The organism is Pseudomonas sp. KCJK9111 (assembly GCF_046231935.1).
Classification (GTDB): Bacteria; Pseudomonadota; Gammaproteobacteria; order Pseudomonadales; family Pseudomonadaceae; genus Aquipseudomonas; species Aquipseudomonas parafulva_B.
In genome coordinates this window covers 15,911-36,629 of sequence record NZ_JBJJMO010000041.1, presented here as the reverse complement: position 1 = coordinate 36,629, position 20,719 = coordinate 15,911, and the positions used below count along the sequence as shown (strand labels likewise).

Below are 20,719 nucleotides of genomic sequence, written 5' to 3'. Positions count from 1 at the left end.
CTGCCTACCTCGATCCGTTGCCCTTCCCTCTCAAAATCAAGCCTCCATCCTAAGGAGGCACCCCATGCGCAATCGACTGCTTTGCCTGCTCACCGCGTTCAGCTTGAGCGGCTGCACCGCCGCTTCACCGCGGCACCCTGCTCTTGAGCCGTTGCTAGATACCATTGAGCAGCGCCTGGCCATTGCACAGGCCGTTGCCCTGCACAAATGGGACAAAGAGCAACCCGTGCAAGCCACTGACCGCGAGCAAGCAGTCTTGGCGCGCGTGCAGGTGGCCGCGCCCGGGCTGGGCCTGGCCCCGCACGATGCCGAAGCCTTTTTTGCCGACCAGATAGAAGCCAACAAGCTTGTGCAGTACACCCTGCTTCACCAATGGCGCCTGGCAGGGCGGGCGCCAGACAACCTTCGGGCGGATCTGCAGACTGTCATTCGCCCGAAGCTGGACAGGCTAGAAGGTCAGTTGCTTGAACAGCTCGCCGCATTCAGGCGTCAGGACGGTCAGGCCTGCGCACGAAGCGTGGCCACCGCTATTGCGAGCCGGCCAAGTGCAGCGCTGATGAAGCAGGGCATGATCAGGGCAACTGGCCAGCTTTGCGATCCGTCTTAAACACCCTATGCTCCAAAATGGTGCAGCAATTCCTTGGCCGCACCGCGATTCAAGCCATAATGAGGCACCTGAAACGTTAATGCAGTGTCTTCTGGTGCGAATCTGGGCTAAAACTCACAGGATCCTGTCGAATCTGCCTCTTTTCGGCGCCTTGGTTTGTTTCTTGCATTTCCAGACCAACAGCCACCACTGGATGTGTCGCGCACCGCGCGCCTTCTTTGCCAGCAAGCACCGAAAGAGGTCGACGCCGCACCATGACCATCAGCGATGCACAACACCGTCTGCTTCTGGACAACCTGACCACGGCCACGCTGCTGCTCAATGCCGAGCTGCGGCTGGAGTATATGAACCCGGCCGCCGAAATGCTGCTAGCCGTCAGTGGCCAGCGCAGCCACGGGCAGTTCATCAGCGAACTGTTCACCGAGTCCACCGAAGCGTTGAGTTCGCTGCGCCAGGCCGTGGAGCAGGCGCACCCCTTCACCAAGCGTGAAGCCCAGTTGACCTCGCTGACGGGGCAGACCATCACGGTGGACTATGCCGTCACACCAATCCTGCACCTGGGCCAGACCTTGCTGTTGCTGGAGGTCCACCCGCGCGATCGCCTGCTGCGCATTACCAAGGAAGAAGCCCAGCTGAGCAAGCAGGAGACCACCAAGATGCTGGTACGCGGCCTGGCCCATGAGATCAAGAACCCGTTGGGCGGTATTCGCGGTGCAGCACAATTGCTGGCGCGTCAGCTGCCCGAAGAGAGCTTGCGCGATTACACCAACGTGATCATCGAGGAAGCTGACCGCCTGCGAAACCTGGTCGATCGCATGCTGGGCTCGAACAAGCTGCCGTCGCTGGCCATGACCAATATCCACGAGGTGCTGGAGCGGGTATGCAGCCTGGTGGAGGCCGAAAGCCAGGGCTGCATCACCCTGGTGCGCGACTATGACCCCAGCCTTCCGGACGTGCTGATCGACCGCGAACAGATGATCCAGGCGGTGCTCAACATCGTGCGCAACGCCATGCAGGCCATCAGCTCGCAAAATGAGCTGCGCCTGGGCCGCATCACCTTGCGCAGCCGGGCACTGCGCCAGTTCACCATCGGTCATGTACGCCATCGCCTGGTGGCACGCGTCGAGATCATCGACAACGGCCCTGGCATCCCTGCCGAGCTGCAGGACACCCTCTTCTACCCCATGGTCAGTGGTCGCCCGGACGGTACCGGCCTGGGCCTGGCCATTACCCAAAACATCATCAGCCAGCACCAGGGGCTGATCGAGTGTGAAAGCCACGCAGGCCACACCGCCTTCTCAATCTATCTGCCCCTGGAACAAGGAGCCACCGCCTCATGAGCCGAAGTGAAACCGTATGGATCGTCGACGATGATCGCTCCATTCGCTGGGTCCTTGAAAAAGCCCTGCAACAGGAAGGGATGACCACCCAGAGCTTCGACAGCGCCGAGGGCGTCATGGGCCGCCTGGCCCGTCAGCAGCCAGACGTGATCATTTCCGACATCCGCATGCCTGGCTCCAGTGGCCTGGAGTTGTTGGCGCAGATACGCGACCAGCACCCTCGCCTGCCGGTCATCATCATGACCGCACACTCGGACCTGGACAGCGCCGTAGCGTCGTATCAAGGCGGCGCTTTCGAGTATTTGCCCAAACCTTTCGATGTGGATGAGGCGGTTGCCCTGGTCAAGCGTGCCAACCAGCACGCCCAAGAGCAGCAAGGGTTGGAGGTGCCGCAAAACCTGGCGCGCACGCCTGAAATCATCGGTGAAGCACCGGCAATGCAGGAGGTGTTCCGTGCCATCGGGCGCCTGAGCCATTCCAACATCACCGTACTGATCAATGGCGAGTCCGGTACGGGCAAGGAGCTGGTCGCCCACGCACTGCATCGGCACAGCCCGCGTGCAGCCGCACCTTTCATCGCCTTGAACATGGCGGCGATCCCCAAGGACCTGATGGAGTCGGAGCTGTTTGGCCATGAAAAAGGCGCTTTCACTGGCGCGGCCAACCTGCGTCGAGGACGCTTCGAGCAAGCGGACGGCGGCACACTGTTTCTCGATGAAATCGGCGACATGCCGGCCGATACCCAGACGCGCCTGCTGCGCGTGCTGGCCGACGGCGAGTTCTATCGCGTCGGCGGCCACATTCCGGTCAAGGTCGATGTGCGCATCATTGCAGCGACCCACCAGAACCTGGAGGCGCTGGTGCAGGCCGGCAAGTTCCGCGAAGACCTGTTCCATCGCCTGAACGTCATTCGCATTCATATCCCTCGGTTGGCAGATCGCCGTGAAGACATTCCCGCCCTTGCTCGCCATTTCCTGGCCAGGGCGGCCCAGGAGCTGTCGGTAGAACCCAAGGTACTCAAGCCCGAGACCGAGGAATTCATCCGCAACCTGCCATGGCCGGGCAACGTGCGACAGATGGAAAACACCTGCCGCTGGATCACGGTAATGGCTTCGAGCCGTGAAGTATTGATCGGCGATTTGCCACCTGAGTTGTTGAACCTGCCGCAGGATGCCGCGCCGGTTACCAACTGGGAGCAAGCGCTGCGCCAGTGGGCGGACCAGGCACTGGCGCGCGGGCAGACCAGCCTGCTCGACAGCGCCGTACCGAGTTTCGAACGCATCATGATCGAGACGGCCCTCAAGCACACCGCAGGGCGGCGCCGAGATGCGGCATTGTTGCTGGGATGGGGTCGCAACACCTTGACGCGCAAGATCAAGGAACTGGGCATGAACGTCGCCGGTGGTGATGAGGAAGAGGGTGAAGACCACTAGGCGTCGACTGCTGCTGAACACCAGAGAAGGGCCGCTTAGCGGCCCTTTTCAGTTTGAGCGTTAGGTGCACCGTTGCTGTGCCGCACGCACCGCCTGAAGGCACAAATGGCCGCGCATACTGGCCGTTTTCCCCTTTTTACCCCGCATTAACAGGGTTCAAAAGTTGGCACGGCACCTGCAATAAGACAAATAACTCCAGTTTCGGGGGCCCTGGTACAGGCAGGCCAGGTAACCCCTCTTTTATTCGCTCACGCACACGTTTCGGGGACCTTGGTACAGGCAGGCCGGGAATCCCCTCTTTTATTCGTGCAGGTCCACCTGCACACGCCAGCGTCCAGATACTTCTTCACTGGACCAGCGGCCCTGCAGCGTACGCGCAGCCACCACCGTCAACAGCAGGCCCTCCTGACTGTCCTGCACTCGCCAGCTGACCGGCTTGCCACGCACGGTCAGCTGCCCTCGCTGAGGGCGGCCCTTGGCCTGAAACAGCAACGCCACGGTGCCTTCCACAATCTCGCCATGCAGCTTGGGTTCTGCGTTGAACCACAACACCAACCCGTCTTGCGCCACGCTCACCTGCTGCAACTCACGCTCGACGGGCGCGGTCAGGCGGCCAATCATCAAGCCGATCATCACACCCACAATCGCCAATGAAAGCATCACCCGAGGGAAGGCTTTCGATCGCACGTCCGGTTCAGGGGTAGAATGCTCGCCATCTTCATGCTTGGAGCCGTGCATGTTTCACGTCATCCTTTTTCAACCCGAAATTCCACCCAATACGGGCAACATCATTCGCCTGTGCGCCAACAGCGGGTGCGCGCTGCACTTGATCGAGCCCATCAGCTTCGAACTGGACGACAAGCGCTTGCGCCGCGCAGGCCTCGATTACCACGAGTATGCCACGCTCAAGCGCCACCCAAGCCTGGCGCACTGCCTCGAAAGCCTGGGCCAGCCACGGCTCTTCGCCTTCACGACCAAAGGTTCGCACCCTTTCCATGAAGTGGCCTACCAGCCAGGCGATGCGTTTCTGTTCGGCCCCGAAAGCCGCGGCCTGCCGACTGAAGTGCTGGACAGCCTGCCTGCCGAACAACGGCTGCGACTGCCCATGCGCCCCGGCTGCCGGAGCCTGAACCTGTCCAACACAGTGGCGGTGACGGTCTATGAAGCCTGGCGCCAGAACGGGTTTGCCGGCAGCTGACAAAGCGCTACGCAGCAGCGCAATAGCCCACGGGGGCCTGCTAGAGGCTTTATACCAGGCAAACAAAAAGCGCCACTAAGGGCGCTTTTCGTGATGCGGGCGATCACTGCACGGTGGGTGCTTCGCCGGCTTCCTGCATGCGCTGCATTTCTTGCGCATACAGCGCATCGAAGTTGACCGGCGACAGCATCAAAGCCGGGAACGAGCCACGGGTCACCAGGCTGTCCAGGGTTTCGCGGGCATACGGGAAGAGGATGTTCGGGCAGAACGCACCCAAGGTGTGGCTCATCGACTCGGCATCCAGGTTCTTGATCAGGAAGATACCCGCCTGCTGCACTTCGGCGATGAAGGCGACCTCGTCACCGTTCTTGACCGTCACCGACAGGGTCAGCACCACTTCGTGGAAGTCGCCTTCCAGGGCCTTTTGCTTGGTGTTCAGGTCAAGCCCAACGCTCGGCTCCCAGGTCTGACGGAAGATCTGCGGGCTTTTCGGGGCTTCGAACGACAAGTCACGCACGTAGATGCGCTGCATCGAGAACTGAGGGCTGTTGTCTTCTGCAGCAGCGCCGGTGGTCTGTTGGTCAGTCATGGCAGATCCTTATCCTAATGTTTGGGAATGCAGTGCAAAAATCAGTCGGCAAGCAGTGCGTCGAGCTTACCGGCGCGCTCCAAGGCATACAGTTCATCGCAGCCACCGACGTGGGTGCTGCCGATCCAGATTTGCGGCACGGAGGTGCGACCGGCCTTCTGGGTCATTTCAGCGCGAACCTGCGGCTTGCCATCGACCTTGATTTCCTCGAATGCCACACCCTTGCTTTTGAGCAGGTACTTGGCACGCGTGCAGTAGGGGCAGTAGTCGCTGGAATAGACGATGACAGGTTTCATATCACTTCACCAAAGGCAGGTTGTCGGCTTTCCAGCTGGAAACGCCACCGCTGAGTTTGGCAGCGTTGTAACCAGCCTTGAGCAGGTCGCGGCACACGGTGCCGGCATGTTGACCCATCGCGTCCACCACGATCAGGGTCTTGTCCTTGTGCTTTTCAAGCTCGGTCATGCGGGTGGCCAGCTTGTCCTGGGGGATGCTGAGCGCACCGACGATGTGACCGGCAGCATATTCCTTGGCCGGGCGAATATCGATGACCAGGCCTTTGTCGGCGTTGACCAGGGCGGTGAGTTGCCCATTGCTCAGGCTCTGCCCGCCACGGCGGATTTCGTTGACGAGCAACGCAGCCAGCAGAACGACGAAGATCGCCACCAGGAGGTAGTGGTTTGTCGCGAATTGAATCAGGTTAGCAACCATCTGGGGTGTTCCACGCGATTGAAAATGCCGGCCAGTATACACACCAGCCCGGTGCCACCAAAGCCTGACCGGGCCGCGGAGCAAGTGCCGTTACACAATGCCGTGAGGGTGCGCCGGTCGGGCTTGAGGACGATTATTCGACCACACCGGCGCATTTGCCCTAAAATGCGTGTCTTTATCATCTTTGAACAACCGTGAGTTTGATTGATGACGAGCACGCCCAAACCCCTGGTCCTGATCATCCTGGACGGCTTCGGTTACAGCGAAAGCCCTGAGTACAATGCCATCCACGCCGCCAACACGCCGGTGTACGACCGCTTGCAGGCTACCCAGCCGCACGGCCTGATTTCCGGTTCGGGCATGGATGTCGGCCTGCCGGATGGCCAGATGGGCAACTCCGAGGTCGGCCACATGAACCTGGGCGCCGGGCGCGTCGTTTACCAGGACTTCACCCGCGTCACCAAGGCCATCCGTGACGGCGAGTTCTTCACCAACCCGGTGCTCACCGGTGCGGTCGATGCGGCGGCGGGCGCTGGCAAGGCCGTGCACATTCTCGGCCTGCTGTCCGACGGTGGCGTTCACAGCCACCAGGACCATCTCGTTGCCATGGCTGAGCTGGCTGCGCAGCGTGGGGCCGAAAAAATCTACCTGCACGCCTTCCTCGATGGCCGCGACACCCCGCCGCGCAGCGCCCAGTCCTCCATCGAACTGCTCGATGCCACGTTCGCCCGGTTGGGCAAAGGCCGCATCGCCAGCCTTATCGGCCGCTACTTCGCCATGGACCGCGACAACCGCTGGGACCGGGTGAGCGCCGCTTACAACCTGATCGTAGACAGTGACGCGCAATACACTGCCGACACTGCCCTGGCCGGTCTCGAAGCAGCCTACGCCCGCGATGAGAGTGATGAGTTCGTCAAGGCCACGCGCATCGGCGAGCCCGTCAAGGTCGAAGACGGCGATGCGGTGATTTTCATGAACTTCCGCGCCGACCGCGCCCGCGAGCTGTCGCGCGTGTTCGTCGAGCCGGACTTCAACGAATTCCCGCGCGCGCGTCTGCCGAAAGTGGCGGCGTACATCGGCCTGACCCAGTATTCGGCCAAGATCCCGGCGCCGGCCGCCTTCGCGCCGGCCAGCCTGCACAACGTGCTGGGCGAATACCTGGCGAACAATGGCAAGACCCAGCTGCGCATCGCCGAAACCGAAAAGTACGCGCATGTCACCTTCTTCTTCTCGGGCGGGCGCGAAGAACCATTCGAAGGCGAAGAGCGTATCCTCATTCCATCGCCCAAGGTCGCTACTTATGACCTGCAGCCGGAAATGAGCGCGCCCGAAGTCACCGACCGTATCGTCGAAGCCATCGAGCAGCAGCGTCATGACGTGATCGTGGTGAACTACGCGAATGGCGACATGGTTGGCCATACCGGTGTGTTCGATGCCGCAGTCAAGGCCGTCGAGGCCCTGGATGGCTGCATGGGCCGCATCGTCGCGGCGCTGGACAAGGTCGGTGGCGAAGCACTGATCACGGCCGACCATGGCAACGTCGAGCAGATGGAAGACGAATCCACCGGCCAGGCGCACACCGCGCACACCACCGAGCCGGTGCCGTTCATCTATGTAGGCAAGCGCAACCTCAAGGTCCGCGAAGGCGGAGTGCTGGCAGACGTGGCACCGACCATGCTCAAGCTGCTGGGGCTGGAGAAGCCTGCCGAGATGACAGGCACGTCCATCCTGATCGACGCCTGACAGTCATGCCACACGCCACAGGAAGCACGGGCCAGTTCGCGGCCCTTTCCTGTGGCGTGTAGCGTGCAGCCTGCCGCTCATTCATACTAGGCCAGTCTCCATCCCCGGTATGCCAAACCCATGCTTCGCGCCCTGATCCTTCTCGCCTTGTCTTGCCTGCTCACCCCGGCGTTCGCCGACGAGCGCGCACAGACCCAGCAGCAACTGGACGCCACCCGCCAGGACATCGCCGAGCTCAAGAAAACCTTGGGCAAGCTCCAGGAAGAAAAGGCCGGCGTGCAGAAAGACCTGAAGGCCACCGAAACCGACATCGGCAACCTGGAGAAGCAGGTGGAGGCCCTGCAGCAGCAACTAAAAAAGACCGAGGGCGAGCTGGAGCGCCTTGATACCGAGAAAAAAAAACTCCAGAGCGCCCGCGTTGAACAACAGCGGCTGATTGCCATCCAGGCCCGTTCGGCCTATCAGAACGGCCGTGAGGAATACCTCAAGCTGCTGCTCAACCAGCAGAACCCCGAAAAATTCGCGCGAACACTCACCTACTACGACTACCTGAGCAAGGCGCGCCTGGAGCAACTGCGCGCCTTCAATGACACCCTGCGCCAACTGGCCGGTGTCGAACGTGACATCGGCAACCAGCAAGCGCAATTGCTGGCCCAGCGCGCCGACCTCGATACCCGCCGCCAGGCGCTGGAAGTCGAACGAGGCAAGCGCCGCGAGGTGCTGGCAAAGCTCAACGGCGATGTGAAGGACCGCGACCAGAAGCTGCGCGCCCGCGAGCAGGACCAGGCCGACCTTTCCAAGGTACTCAAGACAATCGAGGAAACCCTGGCCCGCCAGGCGCGTGAAGCCGAGCAGGCACGCCAACGCGCACTGCTGGCCCAGCAGGAGGCGGAAAAACGCCGCCAGCAAGAGGCACTCGCCGCCGCAGCCCGTGACAAGGCGCCCGAGCCAGTCGAGCCACCTCGCAAGGCCCGCGCGACCCTCGGCCCCATGGTTTCGAGCGACGGTGCCAGTTATGGCGGCGCATTTTCTGCGTCCCGCGGAAAACTTCCATGGCCCGTCAATGGTCGATTGCTGGCACGCTTCGGGGATGCCCGTGGCGGTGATTCACGCGCCAAGTGGGACGGGGTGATGATCAGTGCCAACCCCGGTACCCAGGTACGGGCTGTCCATGGCGGCCGTGTGGTGTTCGCCGACTGGTTGCGTGGCGCCGGCCTTCTGGTCATTCTCGACCACGGCAATGGTTACTTGAGCCTTTATGGCCACAACCAGAGCCTGCTCAAGAGCGCCGGAGACGTCGTCAAGGCGGGCGAAGCTATTTCGACAGTCGGCGATAGCGGTGGCCAGGAGGCTGCCGGTCTGTATTTCGCCATCCGCCAGCAGGGCCGGCCTTCCGACCCCTCCCAGTGGTGCCGCGGCTAGTCAAACTTATGTGGCGCAGCGTGTGCTGTGCCCATGCTCCGAAGGGAGCGTCTACAGGATCAGGAGTTCGTTCGACATGCTGCACTCGCCCCGTCTTACCCAGCTGGCCCTGTCCATCGCCCTGGCGGTCGGCGCACCCCTGGCCATTGCTGCAGAGCCTGCCAAGGCGGCTGCCGTGCCCGTCACCGAGGTCACTGCCAAAGCGCCGCTGCCGCTTGAAGAGCTGCGCACCTTCGCCGAGGTCATGGACCGTATCAAGGCGGCTTACGTCGAGCCTGTCGATGACAAGACGCTGCTGGAAAACGCCATCAAAGGCATGCTCAGCAACCTCGATCCTCACTCGGCCTACCTGGGCCCTGAAGACTTCCAGGAGCTTCAGGAAAGTACCAGCGGTGAGTTTGGCGGCCTGGGCATCGAAGTCGGCCAGGAAGACGGTTTCATCAAGGTGGTCTCGCCCATCGATGACACCCCAGCGTCCAAGGCCGGCGTGCAGGCGGGCGACTTGATCGTGAAGATCAACGGCGCACCGACACGCGGCCAGACCATGACCGAGGCCGTGGACAAGATGCGCGGCAAGGTGGGCGACAAGATCACCCTGACGTTGGTGCGCGATGGGGGTACGCCGTTCGATGTGACCCTTGCTCGTGCAGTCATTCAGGTTAAAAGCGTCAAGAGCCAACTGCTCGAGAACGACTACGGCTATATCCGCATCACCCAGTTCCAGGTCAAGACCGGCGACGAAGTGGGCAAGGCCTTGGCCAAGCTGCGCAAGGACAACGGCAAGAAGCTGCGTGGCGTGATCCTGGACCTGCGCAACAACCCGGGGGGCGTGTTGCAGTCGGCGGTGGAAGTGGCTGACCACTTCCTGACCAAGGGCCTGATCGTGTACACCAAAGGGCGGATCGCCAATTCCGAGCTGCGCTTCTCGGCTGACCCTGCCGATGCCAGCGAAGGTGTGCCACTGGTGGTGCTGATCAACGGCGGCAGCGCCTCGGCCTCGGAAATCGTCGCGGGCGCCTTGCAAGACCAGAAGCGCGGCGTGCTGATGGGCACCGACAGTTTTGGCAAGGGCTCGGTCCAGACCGTGCTGCCCCTGGCCAACGACCGTGCCCTGAAGCTGACCACTGCCCTGTACTTCACCCCCAACGGTCGCTCCATCCAGGCCCAGGGTATCGTGCCGGACATCGAGGTCCGCCAGGCCAAGCTTACGGCCGAAGCGGACAACGACAACTTCAAGGAAGCCGACCTGCAGGGGCACCTGGGCAACGGCAATGGGGGCGCCGACCGTCCCACCGGCAGCAGCAAGCGCAAGGAGCGGCCGCAGGACAACGACTTCCAGCTGAGCCAGGCCCTGAGCCTGCTCAAGGGCCTGAACATCACCAAAGGCAGCTGAGCCACCCATGCGTTATTTGCTGTATCTGCTGATCGGGCTGATGGCGGGCGTGGCGCACGCCGCGCCCACCAGCCAGGCCTACATGAGCATCATCATCGATGACCTCGGCCAAAGCCCCGAACGCGACAGTCGAACCCTGGCGCTGCCGGGGCCGGTGACCATGGCCATCATGCCCGACACCCCGCATGCCACCGATTTCGCCCGCCAGGCGCATAAGGCGGGTAAAACCGTCATCCTGCACATGCCCATGGACCCGGCCACCGGGCCCTATGCCTGGCACCCCGGCGTGTCGCAAGACGAGCTTGCCAGGCGTCTTGATGCCGCCCTGGCCAAGGTGCCTTATGCCGCTGGGGTGAACAACCACATGGGCAGCCGCATGACGGCACAACGCGACGCCATGACCTGGTTGATGGGTGAGCTACAGCGCCGCGACCTGTTCTTCGTCGACAGCCGCACCAGCGCTGCGACCGTGGCCGCGGCACAAGCCCAGGCACAGGGCACGGCGAATGTCTCCAGGGATGTGTTTCTGGATGATGAGCGCACGCCGGAGGCAATTACGCGCCAACTGCACCAAGGCATCGCCCTGGCACGCAAGCAGGGCTCGGCAGTGCTGATTGGCCACCCGTATCCACAGACCCTCGAAGTGCTGGAGCGCGAGCTGCCAAACCTCACGCGACAGGGTGTGAAGCTGATCAACCTGCAGCAGATGATTGCCGAACGAAGCAACCTGGCCATGCCCGCCCATGGCAAGCAAGGCCGCTACAGCAACCGTTGAGCGGGCATCGCGAACGATGCCCGCCAAGCAGGTCATGTGAACGGAATGATGCCTCGTGCCTGTTCCAGCGTCAGCCTTCCTCGATGCAGACGAAGGCCTGACTCAGCGGCCACCTGGCTGCTCATGCGACGTTGCTTCCAGGTTTTCAAATGCCCGACGGTAAAATCTTCGGCAAATGCATCGGGCGAGTCGAAATGGAAATGGGCGGCCCAGAGGTTGCGCTTGCTCGGCAGGCGCAAGATTTTATATTCGTCGAAGGCAGTGCCATTTTGCATGGTTCGCCGTTCTACATACTCCACCTTGATCAAGCCTTCATCGTGCAGGAACTTCAAAGCCTCGGCAGAGGGATAGCTGGTGTCCGTATAGAGCGTTGTAAGCTGCAGTTTCTTGTCCGCCCGCAGTGTATCGGCGCTCCGCTCCAGCGCCCTGAGCAGCATGTCGTTGCCGCCCCCATCCCGGACGACGGCTGCCGCTTGATCCATTTTCTCGAGCTGGGCGTCGTAAAGCTGCACCAGGGTGCCACTTTTGATGTCATTCTTCACATAGGCTTCAGCCTTTTCCTTGATCGCACCGCTTTCTTCGATCAACGATTGCACCCACAGGCTCAGATCCGCAGGTGGTGGTTCATCAGACAATGAAGGCCGTTTGGCAGGCTTGCGCTGCTGCCATTGCCCGTCCACTTGCTCGAAGGTCGCCAACAGCTCATTGCTGAACGATTCACGAACTTCCAGCAGGGGTTTTCCGTCCTGGATCACTTGCGTGCCAAACAGCAATTGCCCGTCTGCATTGCGGACCAGATGCTGCGGTGTGTCGGAAGCCTTGTAAGGTGAGCGTGCGTTGGACGTGCTGTTGCCCTGACCCCCATCTTGTTCGCGCGCCGCTTCAAGCAGGCGCCGGCCGGCATCGAACTTGAGCTTTTCCACGTGTGCGCGATAACGGTCGAGCATGGCTGGCTCAATCAGCTCACCGCCGTCCCTGTGGATCCGATCACAGTTGAGCAGGGCGGCAGAGTACTCGTCCCAGGCTTCCTGCAGGATCGAGATCCGATCCTGGACTCCAAGATTGGCGAAATCCAATTCGCCATGCGCTTCAGCCGCATTGCGCAATGCAATGCCTGCAAGATCTTCACGGTAGCCGAGGAGTTTTTTCTGGCCCGCTGCATCGTCAAGGTGCAGGGCCAGATCCGCCAAGTTGAGCGCCTGATGGAAACGCATCTGTACGGTGGTGAATTTTCGCAGCGCAATCAACTCGGCTGTCGTGCGCGACGGCTCTTGCTGCACGCCTGCGATTTCAAAGTCATCGGGTGTGTCGGCGAGCTGCTGGTCGAGGTGTTCGAGGGCTGTCAGCACGCGGTCTTGCCTATCGACAACGAGCGCCAATCGTTGCCGGAAGCTTTCATACTCCGCGCTGACCTGCGTCAGGTCTTGCCCGTCGATACGCTTTTGCAGCGCGCTGAGGCCTGCGTAATCGTTGAGGCTTTGAAGCTCGGCGACAACGAAGTCGTTGTTGCGGATGATACTTGCACGCGATGAAGCCTCATACTCTGGAAGAATCTCATTCCAACCCGCTTTTGCTCTTTCAGTCCCGTATTTGGGCTCTTTCATGGCTGAAAGAAGCGGCAAGATTGCGGCGTCCGCCGCGATAGCGATCTCTATTTGCTGGACAGCAGCATTGCGCTTGTCGAGTATTTCATCCTCCCACTGCTTGATACGCGTATCGAACTGGTCAATCAACAGCTTGAGTTTTTCTGCCTCCTCCCCTTGCGGGAGGGCCGCTTGAGCGTGTTGTGTACTCTCTCTGCGCGCTTTTAGCGCAGTCAGCTTCGCCTGCAAACTCTCCACTTCCGAACCGATCCGGCTGAATTCACTGGACGCTGCCACTCTGCGCTGGTCATGGCCATTGATCGCTTTATGCAGCTCACGGAACTGGCTGGCAAGGCGGACGCGGGTTTGGTTACGATTCATACCCCCCGAGAGGCGCAGCGTCGAATCAACGCGCCACACACCGTCAACGCGTGTCAGCCATGGACCTTGATTAGCATCGCTATCGACCACTCGTACACCTTCGGATGAAAGCTCCACACGGTAGACCTCATTGGCGAGCATGGCATAGTGATTGTCGCCAATCTTGTAAAGCCCGACAGTTTCCCCACTGCTCAGTGGTTTCAGCCCGGCCAATGAAACGCTTGAACGCATGCTCAACAGCGCAGCTCTCTGGGGTGCAGGCAACCAATTGAACCCTTGCTGGCCGCGCCATGAAAAGTCAATCCACCGGTTTGACAGCGTATTAGATGCCTGACCATCGATCGGGTCAGTGCGGGTCGGTTTTACAGTCAATTCGGCAAAGGCGCCTCGCTGCGGTGCAGGGCTCACGAACGCTGTGGCATCAAGCGGCTCTTCAACGACAACGGGCGGTAGTTGAGGCCGCCGGGCATGCATTAATGTCATCCCCATGTTGAGCAGTAGATCGACAATGGCGGCCGAGCGACTAAATCTATTTCCTTGCTCCAGAGATACAAGATCGCTTTTCAGCGCCGCCATCAGCTGCACCAACCAGGCAACAGACGCAATTGGGCCAGACAGCACTGGGGTCACTACATTGAACAGAAGCCAGGCGCCTTCGATCAAGGTCTGCCAGCGATTTTCGGCATTTGAAACAGAGCTCGCCTCAGCAATCCGTACGAGCAACTCACAGTGGTCGATATACAGCATCTCATCGATATTCGAACGCCAGAACTCGACGGACAATGTGGCAGGAGGTGTCTCCGGGGGCGTGAAAAAGTCCAGGTTCAGAACAGGAACATGTGGCCTGAAACCACCGTTCCGGTAGACGGCCATAGCCGAAGGCTCCATCCACTGCAGGATGCTGTCTTGGAGCAGTTGCGATTGCTGAACATGTTTGAGCAATGCATCCAGGCTATCGTACTGACGTAGCGTGTCTTGCTTGAAAAGCGGTCGATACAGCAGTACCAATGCAGGCTCGACGCAGTAAAGCACATACATGCCGCTGACTTTGTCGGTCCGCAAGGAGGAAGCGCCGCGTCGAAACGTCAACGGCAGGAGCAGCACCCGTGGATTGGCGATATCCAAATGCCCCGCGCAGAAATCCACCACGCATTGCAAGCCGTTTTCCTCGACCTTGCCGTCAGTCATCCCCGTTACAGCACTGGCGAGCAAAGCACTTCGCCATTCTTTACCCATTTTTCGAACCCGCTCGGCACGCCTATCCGGGGCGTTTAATGCGTCGGCCACATAGCGTGGATACCGCGCTCCGATATCAACTTGGGATACAAGCTGCCTAGCGGCGCTGGCATTGAGCCAGTCAGGGAGCTCGAGCCCGCTGCGGTGGCGGATCTGGGTGATGATCGCTCCGTTGAGCGAGAGCAGATTGCCGATGGCAAAGTCTGTCAAGCTCTTGCTACCCGCATATTCGAGAGGCTCGCCGCCGCCTGCACCGGTAGCAGCACCACCCGAGATCCCTTGCGCCATGGCCAGGTCCAGGACAATATCGTCTGGTGAGCAGCTATTTTCATGGTCCTGGACCATCTGCTGGATCAGGCGCTGACGGGTGTAACCCTCAAGCGACTCGATGCCATCAAGCGCTGCTACACCATCCGACTCGAGTTGATAGGTCGCAATCTGTACCAGGGCAGCGCCCCAGGCGAACGTATTCTTGCCCCCAGCGCTCCACAGCCCAGGCGGCGTCCTCACTGCGGGGGTGTCGTTTTCATAGCTTATGAACCAATCAGCGAGATCGCTTAGCTTGGCGAAACGGGCTTCGAGTGCTGTGACATCGCCCAGGCCACGCAGACACGCAGTGTCTACGCGGTCGAACAACGCCTGCAACAACAACGCGGTTTGTACTGCAAAGACATTTCCCTCGATTGGGTGACGGGTCCAGGTCATACGCTCGAACACGTAGCGTTGCGCCAACTCATCGCGCAATGCACTACCGAATTCGCTTAACGAGCCAAAGCTGCGCACGATACCTGATGGTGCGCACCACAGAACGGCTTCCCGCTCGTCCCATTCTCCGCAAACCAGCAAATTGCACAGCCCTTGTTCATGCTCCAGCGAGCTATCACCCAGCGCAACCCGCACGGCGTAAACGGCTCCATGATTTGGCTCTGCGCTAATGAGGCCTCTTAGGCAGGCCTGCTCTTGCGCGTCCAGGTCCTGCAGGGGTAAACCTCGCAAAAGCGCAGTCTTGAGCAGAAGTTGCATCCAGTGATCACGGGTGATGCCGGCATTGTCCTGACTGTTCCAGTACTGCAACTGAGCCTCGCAGAAGTGTTGAGGCAGTTGCTCGACCAACTCATTGAGCGCTGCAGAGATCCCGCTGAGTTGTCGAGTGTCAAACGGGGACTTGGACCCTGCGAAGCGGAAATCTGCAGTCAGCCCCAGGTTGTGGTGACGCCCATCTGGCAAAGCCTCCAGATCAAGTGGCTTAGACTCAAGCATGGCTTGAAGTATTCGATCTACGAAAGGTCCGGTATTCCAGTAAGGGGTAGCGGGGTCGGGGGCATCCAACATCAGAGGGTCAGCGGACGTCAGCGTAGGAGTGGTGGAGGTCAGCCACGGTAACGCATTTACCAGGACCTTCAGCAACTGCTCGCTGGCCACTTGTCGCAGCGTTGGCCTTCCTGAAAAATGCCGGGCCACTGCTTGCTTGAAATCGAATATGGGCGTTGCAGGATTGTTCATGTTTACACACCTCTTGAAAAAACAAGAGGCTGCTGCAAGTTGCAGGGGCGGCGTCACTACATATTGCTTGGCCTGGATTTAGCACCGTGATTCACAGTGAGTGAGTCGAGGCCTACGTTCATCAGCCACAGACCGCGATGTGCTCTGCCACCTGGCAGCGAGCAGAGCACAGGCCACAGCAGCATCGTTACTCGAATGGAATGATGCCCTCCACATCGCCTTTGCGTAGCTGGCCACGGTAAATGGAGAGCACTTCCTGTTTCTTCGCGGCCCGCAACACAGCTTGATGCCCAAGCCTGCGCTGCTCCCACAATTTCAGATGCCCACGAGAAAAGTCCTGATCTGCCGTGTCCACGGCAGGATAATGAAAGTGAGCCTCCCAGATAGGCTTGCCTGATACCCGTTTGATCTCGTAGGTATCCAAATAGTCATTTGCTCCCAGCGGCACTCTGCGATCGGCTCGGCTAACGGTAATCTCACCCAGTTCGTAAAGGAATTTGAGCGCGTTCAAGGTAGGGGTTTTGCAGGTCAGGTAATAGGTCTTGAGCAGCTCCTGACGATGGTCGTCAAGCTCAGTGATTGCATGCTCGATCCGCCCTCGTAACGCACTTTCAGCATCAGTTCGAGGCAACAACGCCAGGTTGGCTTTAAGGTCTTTGACGTGCTCGTCGACGATCGTGGCCAATCCTAATGGCTCATTCTTGGCGAAGAATTTCCTTGCCATCGCAACCGTGGCATCAACGTTATTGATCAGTTTTTGCGCTTGTCGACGCAACTCGCTTACCTTGATGGCAGGGCTCGGCGGCTGTTCAGCAGCGCCTGACGGTTCGACCTCTTGCCACTGGCTATCCTGCCGGCGGAAGGTTCTCAACACCTTGGCATGACTGTCCACTTGCTGCAGTACAGGGAGACCTGCGTCGTCGACGGTCTCGACACCGACTACGTTACGTCCCTGCTTGGTTCTGACCATTCGACGCACACCGCCGCGTGGAGCATAGACGGGCGTGCGTGGTGCAAAGGCCTCGGTCTGCTCGACCTCACGAATATTGGCCTGCATTTCCTCGCTGGCCAACAGCTTCAACCGGCGTAGCTCGTCGAGGTACTGTTGGAGCTTGTCGAGTCGGATAGCTTCAGGCCGGGAGCTGGCCAGATATTGCGCCTTGCCAATGGTCTCCTCGTACGCATCAATCACGTCATTGAGCACAGCGACTCGCTCCCCGGCAGACAAGCCACTACCCGCCAGGTCACCGTGGGCACTGCCCGCACTCTTGAGAGCCTTTCCAATCAGCATTTCATTGTACGCGTTGATCTGCTCTTCGGAGGCACCTCGTAGACGATCAAGTGACAATTCGCCAAGGTCTTCAAGCAGTCGAAACTCAACATCAATGGCGTTCAATTTGCGCTGTTGGATAATTCTGGTCAGTTCAAGATGCTTGTTTTCGACCTTGCCATCAGCATCCTGGAACACAATGTCATTGTCGGCTCGCGTGCTTTCGAGTAGCGGATCAAGCTTTGCGGCCAAGGCCAGCATGTCTTTGCCCCACTGTGTCACACGCTCGAGCGAGGCGGTCAATCGCTTGTAGCTTTGCTGCTCCTGCTCCGTGGTAGGTAGGACTGCGATTTCATCAAGCTGCGCGTCTATGGACTCTTCATTGATCATGACCGCCAGCAAGTTGTAATACGTCTCGCAGGACGCCAACAGGCCACGTCGGATGATGCTGCGTTGATAAGCTACCGTGGTCGAGACGAACTGACTGGAAGGTCTTACCGACCCGCCCGACATCAGCAGAGCGTCGTGTTCACTGTCGTGTTTGATGAGCGCGTCCAGGTCGTTGCACACATACTGGCGCTGCCCCCTCCTGACCTGGCGCAGTAGGCTGATCATTTCCAGTTGCTGTGCATCAGGCGTTTCTATTCGCTCAAGTTCATCAAGTTTCTCGGTGGTCTTATCCACTTCAGAAGCATGTCGGTCATAGGTCGCGACCAATGCTTCGCGCGCACGCGTCAAACGCTCATCCTCTTCACGTATGCTCTCTTCGCGGCGCATGTTCTCTTCGCGTATGAGCTGAAGACGACTCTTGGGCATCCCGCCTCGCAAGCGTTGGCCCGAGTCGATACGCCATGCCCCGCCCACACGCTTCAACCATGGGCCAGGCTTGCCCTGCGCATCAATGATGCGCACGCCTTCGGCATCGACCGATACAGCAAAGGTGCCCATCAGCATCTTTGCGTAGCGTTGCCCATCGACCGTGTACAAACCTGCGGCCTCCCCGCTGGAAGCCGGCGAGTGCTGTTCCAGATCGATCTGCACGCGCAAACCCAAGACCTTGCTGCGCATTTCGGCCGGTAAGGCATTGAACCCTTCCCCACCTGAGAAGGAGAAATCCATGATCGCCTGCGCCTTGGTGACTGGCCCAGGAAGGTAGACTTTGCCTTGCCTCGGCACATCGGCATCGGCCAGCACTGGGAGCGTCGATCCGGGGGCCAACGTCGACGGGCGTACTGCATCGGGTAGTTCTACGGGCTTGGCGGCGGTTTTTGGTTTGAACACGTGCCCCAGCGCCATCACCAGGTTGAGCACGATATCCACCATGGCAGCCGAGCGCTCGAACGCCGTACCTTCACGGATGGCTTTTTCGTCGGCCGCCGCGGCGTTGACCGTTTGGACCATCCAGGCTACAGCGCCGACGGGGCCACTGACCAACATGGACGCTACGTCGAACAGCAACCAGGCACCTTGGGTGAGAATCGCCCACTGGCTTTCGGCGTTGGCGACCGAGCTGCGTTCGGCCAGATCGACCAGCAAATCGCGGTTGGCTCTGTACAACTGAAGGTCGACATCATCTAGCCAGGGTCTGGCCCAGAACTGAGCAGGCGCAACACGCCCGGGCAGGATCGAGGTATCGATGATCGAATGCCCCAGATGGGGCTCGCTGAACCCGCCGTAGTCGTAGACAGGGCGTACTTCAGGCGCTAGCCAGTCGAGAATGCTGGCCTGCAGCTCAGCATTGTTGCGTACCTCATCCATCAAGGCCTCTGTGCTGGTGAATTCCAGCACGGCCTTACCGCCGTAGAGGGGCCTGTACAGCACAACTGCCCCTGGCGTCTGATTGACCAGGACATACATGCCATGTACCTGATCATATAGCTCACTGTTCGGCGCACGTCGCATTGCGAAAGGCATCAGCGTGCTGGCCGGTTGCGTTGCGTCCACCCTGCCGCCGCAATAATCGGAAATAGCCTGGAGACCGACTTCGCTCAACCGTCGAGTCAATTTTGCCTGCAAGGCGCTATACAGGAATGCACTTCGCCATTCTCCTGCAAAACGTTTAACCCGCTCAGGCTGGCGCTGCGCGTCGTCGAGATGGGTGACCACATACGCCGGATAAGTGGCACCGATATCCGCTCGCCAGACAAGCTGCTTGAGGTAGTCGACGGTCAACCAATCCATGATCAGCTGGTTTTCACGGTGGCCGATGGCGGTGATGGTCGCTTGCCCGAGCGAACTCAGGTTACCAATGGCGAACTCCGTCAAGGTAATGGTGCGCTTTTCCACAACGCCGTCGCCGACACCCGTGCCTGCCCCGCCAGAAACCCCGTAGGCAGTACTCAATTCCAGCAGCACGTCATCGGGAAAATAATTGGCATCGACCGGATGATCCTGCAACAGCTGCTTGCGCAATTGCTGACTGGTATAGCTGTGAAGATCGAGAATTCCGGACAATGCACCTGCCCCGTTCGAGTTGGCCTGAGCCAGGGCAATTTCGAAAAAGGCGCTTTGGCAAGCGAAGCTATCGGCCGCTGGTACCTGAAGTACACCTTTGGGTGCTTTCTGGAGGTCGGACTGGTCGACGTAGCCTTCGATGAACCATTGCGAAGGATCGCTCAACGCAAAGTAGCCCTGCTCCAGCTCCTTGACGTCAGCCAAAGGTGCCGTGGACAGGTCTTTCACTTGCCCCAACATCAGTTCCTGCATCATGGCCGTTTGCTGGGCGAAGGGGTCTCCTTCAAGCTCATGCCGATGCCATACCATCCCTTGCTCGTCCACAAGGGCGGGATACTCCTGCTGTAGGGCCTGCGCAAATTCATCCAGCGTGTCGAACGCCCAGACCACGCCGGACGGCTTGCACCACAGCACTGCCTCACCCTGGTTCCACTGCCCCTGTACGATGAGATCGGGCAGGAAACGGCTAACGCTGCTGTTCTGATAAGGACGTACCATCTCCACCATGAACACAGTCGGTCGCTTACCGGGGCTGCCCAAGAGTTCACGCAGACAGGCCTGCTGCCGAGCACTCAAGCCGTGAAGCGACAGGTTGTGCAGCAGCGCCGTTTTCATGACCAGCTGCAGCCAGCGATCGCGGCTGACGCCCATACTGCCGACAGCACGCCAGTACTTGACCTGTGCCGCGTTGAAATAGTCGTCCAGTAAAAGCAGCAGGTCTTCGAAGGCAGGTTGCAGAGCCACGAGATCGATTTGATCGCCCTCGGCAGTCTCGAACGGGTCGGGGATGGCAAAGAAGTGTTTGCCGTTGAGCAGCAGATACTGATTGATGTTGGCCACTGGCGTGAAGTCCAGCACTCGGTTGTGCAGCTTGGCCTTGAGTATCTCGTCCACGAGTGGAAGGGTCGTTGAGCTTTGCCCATCGGGGTTCGCCCTGACCAGGCTCAGCTGGTTGGCATCCTTGAGCGTGGGGCGATGCACGGCGATCAGGGGGTAGTGCGCTATCAGCAGCCCCATGATCTGCCGGCTGGCTACTTGCCGTAAGGTAGGCCGACCAGAAAACTGCGCGTTGACCTGGGCT

General features: G+C 59.8%; 14 protein-coding genes. 8 read left to right on the top strand and 6 right to left on the bottom strand.

Annotated elements, in window-relative coordinates; translation table 11 throughout:
- Positions 1-64: 64 nt before the first annotated feature.
- From ACK59L_RS14650 to ntrC, 3 genes are all read left to right on the top strand, one after another.
- Complete coding sequence (locus tag ACK59L_RS14650) at positions 65-607, top strand: chorismate mutase (RefSeq protein ID WP_409274415.1); 543 nt, start codon at positions 65-67, stop codon at positions 605-607.
- Positions 608-861: 254 nt separating this feature from the next.
- Positions 862-1,947: a nitrogen regulation protein NR(II) gene (gene glnL, locus ACK59L_RS14645; protein ID WP_058604257.1), complete on the top strand. Its 1,086-nt coding sequence runs from the start codon at positions 862-864 to the stop codon at positions 1,945-1,947.
- A complete protein-coding gene (gene ntrC / locus ACK59L_RS14640) occupies positions 1,944-3,380 on the top strand; it encodes a nitrogen regulation protein NR(I) (protein ID WP_058604256.1) in 1,437 nt (478 codons plus the stop codon). The genes glnL and ntrC overlap by 4 nt, the downstream gene beginning before the upstream one ends.
- Before the next feature lie 300 nt (positions 3,381-3,680).
- Here the strand turns inward: ntrC and ACK59L_RS14635 are convergent, their stop codons facing one another.
- A complete protein-coding gene (locus tag ACK59L_RS14635) occupies positions 3,681-4,118 on the bottom strand; it encodes a hypothetical protein (protein WP_409274412.1) in 438 nt (145 codons plus the stop codon).
- Between ACK59L_RS14635 and trmL the strand changes: the two genes are divergently transcribed.
- Entirely contained in the window at positions 4,117-4,578 is a 462-nt protein-coding gene (trmL, locus tag ACK59L_RS14630) for a tRNA (uridine(34)/cytosine(34)/5-carboxymethylaminomethyluridine(34)-2'-O)-methyltransferase TrmL (protein ID WP_058604254.1), read from the top strand. The genes ACK59L_RS14635 and trmL overlap by 2 nt on opposite strands.
- A 103-nt stretch (positions 4,579-4,681) precedes the next feature.
- Here the strand turns inward: trmL and secB are convergent, their stop codons facing one another.
- The 3 genes from secB to ACK59L_RS14615 are packed head-to-tail and all read right to left on the bottom strand — an operon-like array spanning position 4,682 to position 5,878.
- Complete coding sequence (gene secB, locus ACK59L_RS14625) at positions 4,682-5,167, bottom strand: protein-export chaperone SecB (protein ID WP_023532907.1); 486 nt, start codon at positions 5,165-5,167, stop codon at positions 4,682-4,684.
- Between the two features lie 41 nt (positions 5,168-5,208).
- Positions 5,209-5,463, bottom strand: a complete 255-nt coding sequence (gene grxC / locus ACK59L_RS14620; protein WP_409274409.1) for a glutaredoxin 3 — start codon at positions 5,461-5,463, stop codon at positions 5,209-5,211.
- A gap of 1 nt (position 5,464) precedes the next feature.
- Complete coding sequence (locus ACK59L_RS14615) at positions 5,465-5,878, bottom strand: rhodanese-like domain-containing protein (RefSeq protein ID WP_023532978.1); 414 nt, start codon at positions 5,876-5,878, stop codon at positions 5,465-5,467.
- 207 nt (positions 5,879-6,085) lie between these two features.
- Here ACK59L_RS14615 and gpmI point away from each other — a divergent pair, with 207 nt between their 5' ends.
- The 4 genes from gpmI (at position 6,086) to ACK59L_RS14595 (ending at position 11,211) form a co-directional block, all read left to right on the top strand.
- Positions 6,086-7,621 (top strand): 2,3-bisphosphoglycerate-independent phosphoglycerate mutase, encoded by a 1,536-nt coding sequence (gene gpmI, locus ACK59L_RS14610; RefSeq protein WP_144967523.1) that lies wholly within the window; start codon positions 6,086-6,088, stop codon positions 7,619-7,621.
- Positions 7,622-7,741: 120 nt separating this feature from the next.
- Complete coding sequence (locus ACK59L_RS14605; protein ID WP_058639159.1) at positions 7,742-9,043, top strand: murein hydrolase activator EnvC; 1,302 nt, start codon at positions 7,742-7,744, stop codon at positions 9,041-9,043.
- A 76-nt stretch (positions 9,044-9,119) separates the two neighbouring features.
- Positions 9,120-10,436: a S41 family peptidase gene (locus ACK59L_RS14600; RefSeq protein WP_058604251.1), complete on the top strand. Its 1,317-nt coding sequence runs from the start codon at positions 9,120-9,122 to the stop codon at positions 10,434-10,436.
- Positions 10,437-10,443: 7 nt separating this feature from the next.
- The gene (locus ACK59L_RS14595) at positions 10,444-11,211 is read left to right on the top strand and encodes a divergent polysaccharide deacetylase family protein (protein ID WP_409274406.1); all 768 of its coding nucleotides are present in this window, start codon (positions 10,444-10,446) and stop codon (positions 11,209-11,211) included.
- 32 nt (positions 11,212-11,243) lie between these two features.
- Here ACK59L_RS14595 and ACK59L_RS14590 read toward each other — a convergent pair whose 3' ends face one another.
- Positions 11,244-15,914 (bottom strand): hypothetical protein, encoded by a 4,671-nt coding sequence (locus ACK59L_RS14590; RefSeq protein WP_409274404.1) that lies wholly within the window; start codon positions 15,912-15,914, stop codon positions 11,244-11,246.
- Positions 15,915-16,101: 187 nt separating this feature from the next.
- Positions 16,102-20,532: a dermonecrotic toxin domain-containing protein gene (locus tag ACK59L_RS14585; protein ID WP_409274402.1), complete on the bottom strand. Its 4,431-nt coding sequence runs from the start codon at positions 20,530-20,532 to the stop codon at positions 16,102-16,104.
- Positions 20,533-20,719 lie beyond the last annotated feature (187 nt).

Excerpts from the sequence above, each read along its gene's own strand:
- ACK59L_RS14650 (WP_409274415.1), top strand. The coding sequence starts at position 65 with ATGCGCAATCGACTGCTTTGCCTGCTCACCGCGTTCAGCTTGAGCGGC.
- glnL (WP_058604257.1), top strand. The coding sequence starts at position 862 with ATGACCATCAGCGATGCACAACACCGTCTGCTTCTGGACAACCTGACC.
- ntrC (WP_058604256.1), top strand. The coding sequence starts at position 1,944 with ATGAGCCGAAGTGAAACCGTATGGATCGTCGACGATGATCGCTCCATT.
- trmL (WP_058604254.1), top strand. The coding sequence starts at position 4,117 with ATGTTTCACGTCATCCTTTTTCAACCCGAAATTCCACCCAATACGGGC.
- ACK59L_RS14635 (WP_409274412.1), bottom strand. The coding sequence starts at position 4,118 with ATGCACGGCTCCAAGCATGAAGATGGCGAGCATTCTACCCCTGAACCG.
- secB (WP_023532907.1), bottom strand. The coding sequence starts at position 5,167 with ATGACTGACCAACAGACCACCGGCGCTGCTGCAGAAGACAACAGCCCT.
- grxC (WP_409274409.1), bottom strand. The coding sequence starts at position 5,463 with ATGAAACCTGTCATCGTCTATTCCAGCGACTACTGCCCCTACTGCACG.
- ACK59L_RS14615 (WP_023532978.1), bottom strand. The coding sequence starts at position 5,878 with ATGGTTGCTAACCTGATTCAATTCGCGACAAACCACTACCTCCTGGTG.
- gpmI (WP_144967523.1), top strand. The coding sequence starts at position 6,086 with ATGACGAGCACGCCCAAACCCCTGGTCCTGATCATCCTGGACGGCTTC.
- ACK59L_RS14605 (WP_058639159.1), top strand. The coding sequence starts at position 7,742 with ATGCTTCGCGCCCTGATCCTTCTCGCCTTGTCTTGCCTGCTCACCCCG.
- ACK59L_RS14600 (WP_058604251.1), top strand. The coding sequence starts at position 9,120 with ATGCTGCACTCGCCCCGTCTTACCCAGCTGGCCCTGTCCATCGCCCTG.
- ACK59L_RS14595 (WP_409274406.1), top strand. The coding sequence starts at position 10,444 with ATGCGTTATTTGCTGTATCTGCTGATCGGGCTGATGGCGGGCGTGGCG.
- ACK59L_RS14590 (WP_409274404.1), bottom strand. The coding sequence starts at position 15,914 with ATGAACAATCCTGCAACGCCCATATTCGATTTCAAGCAAGCAGTGGCC.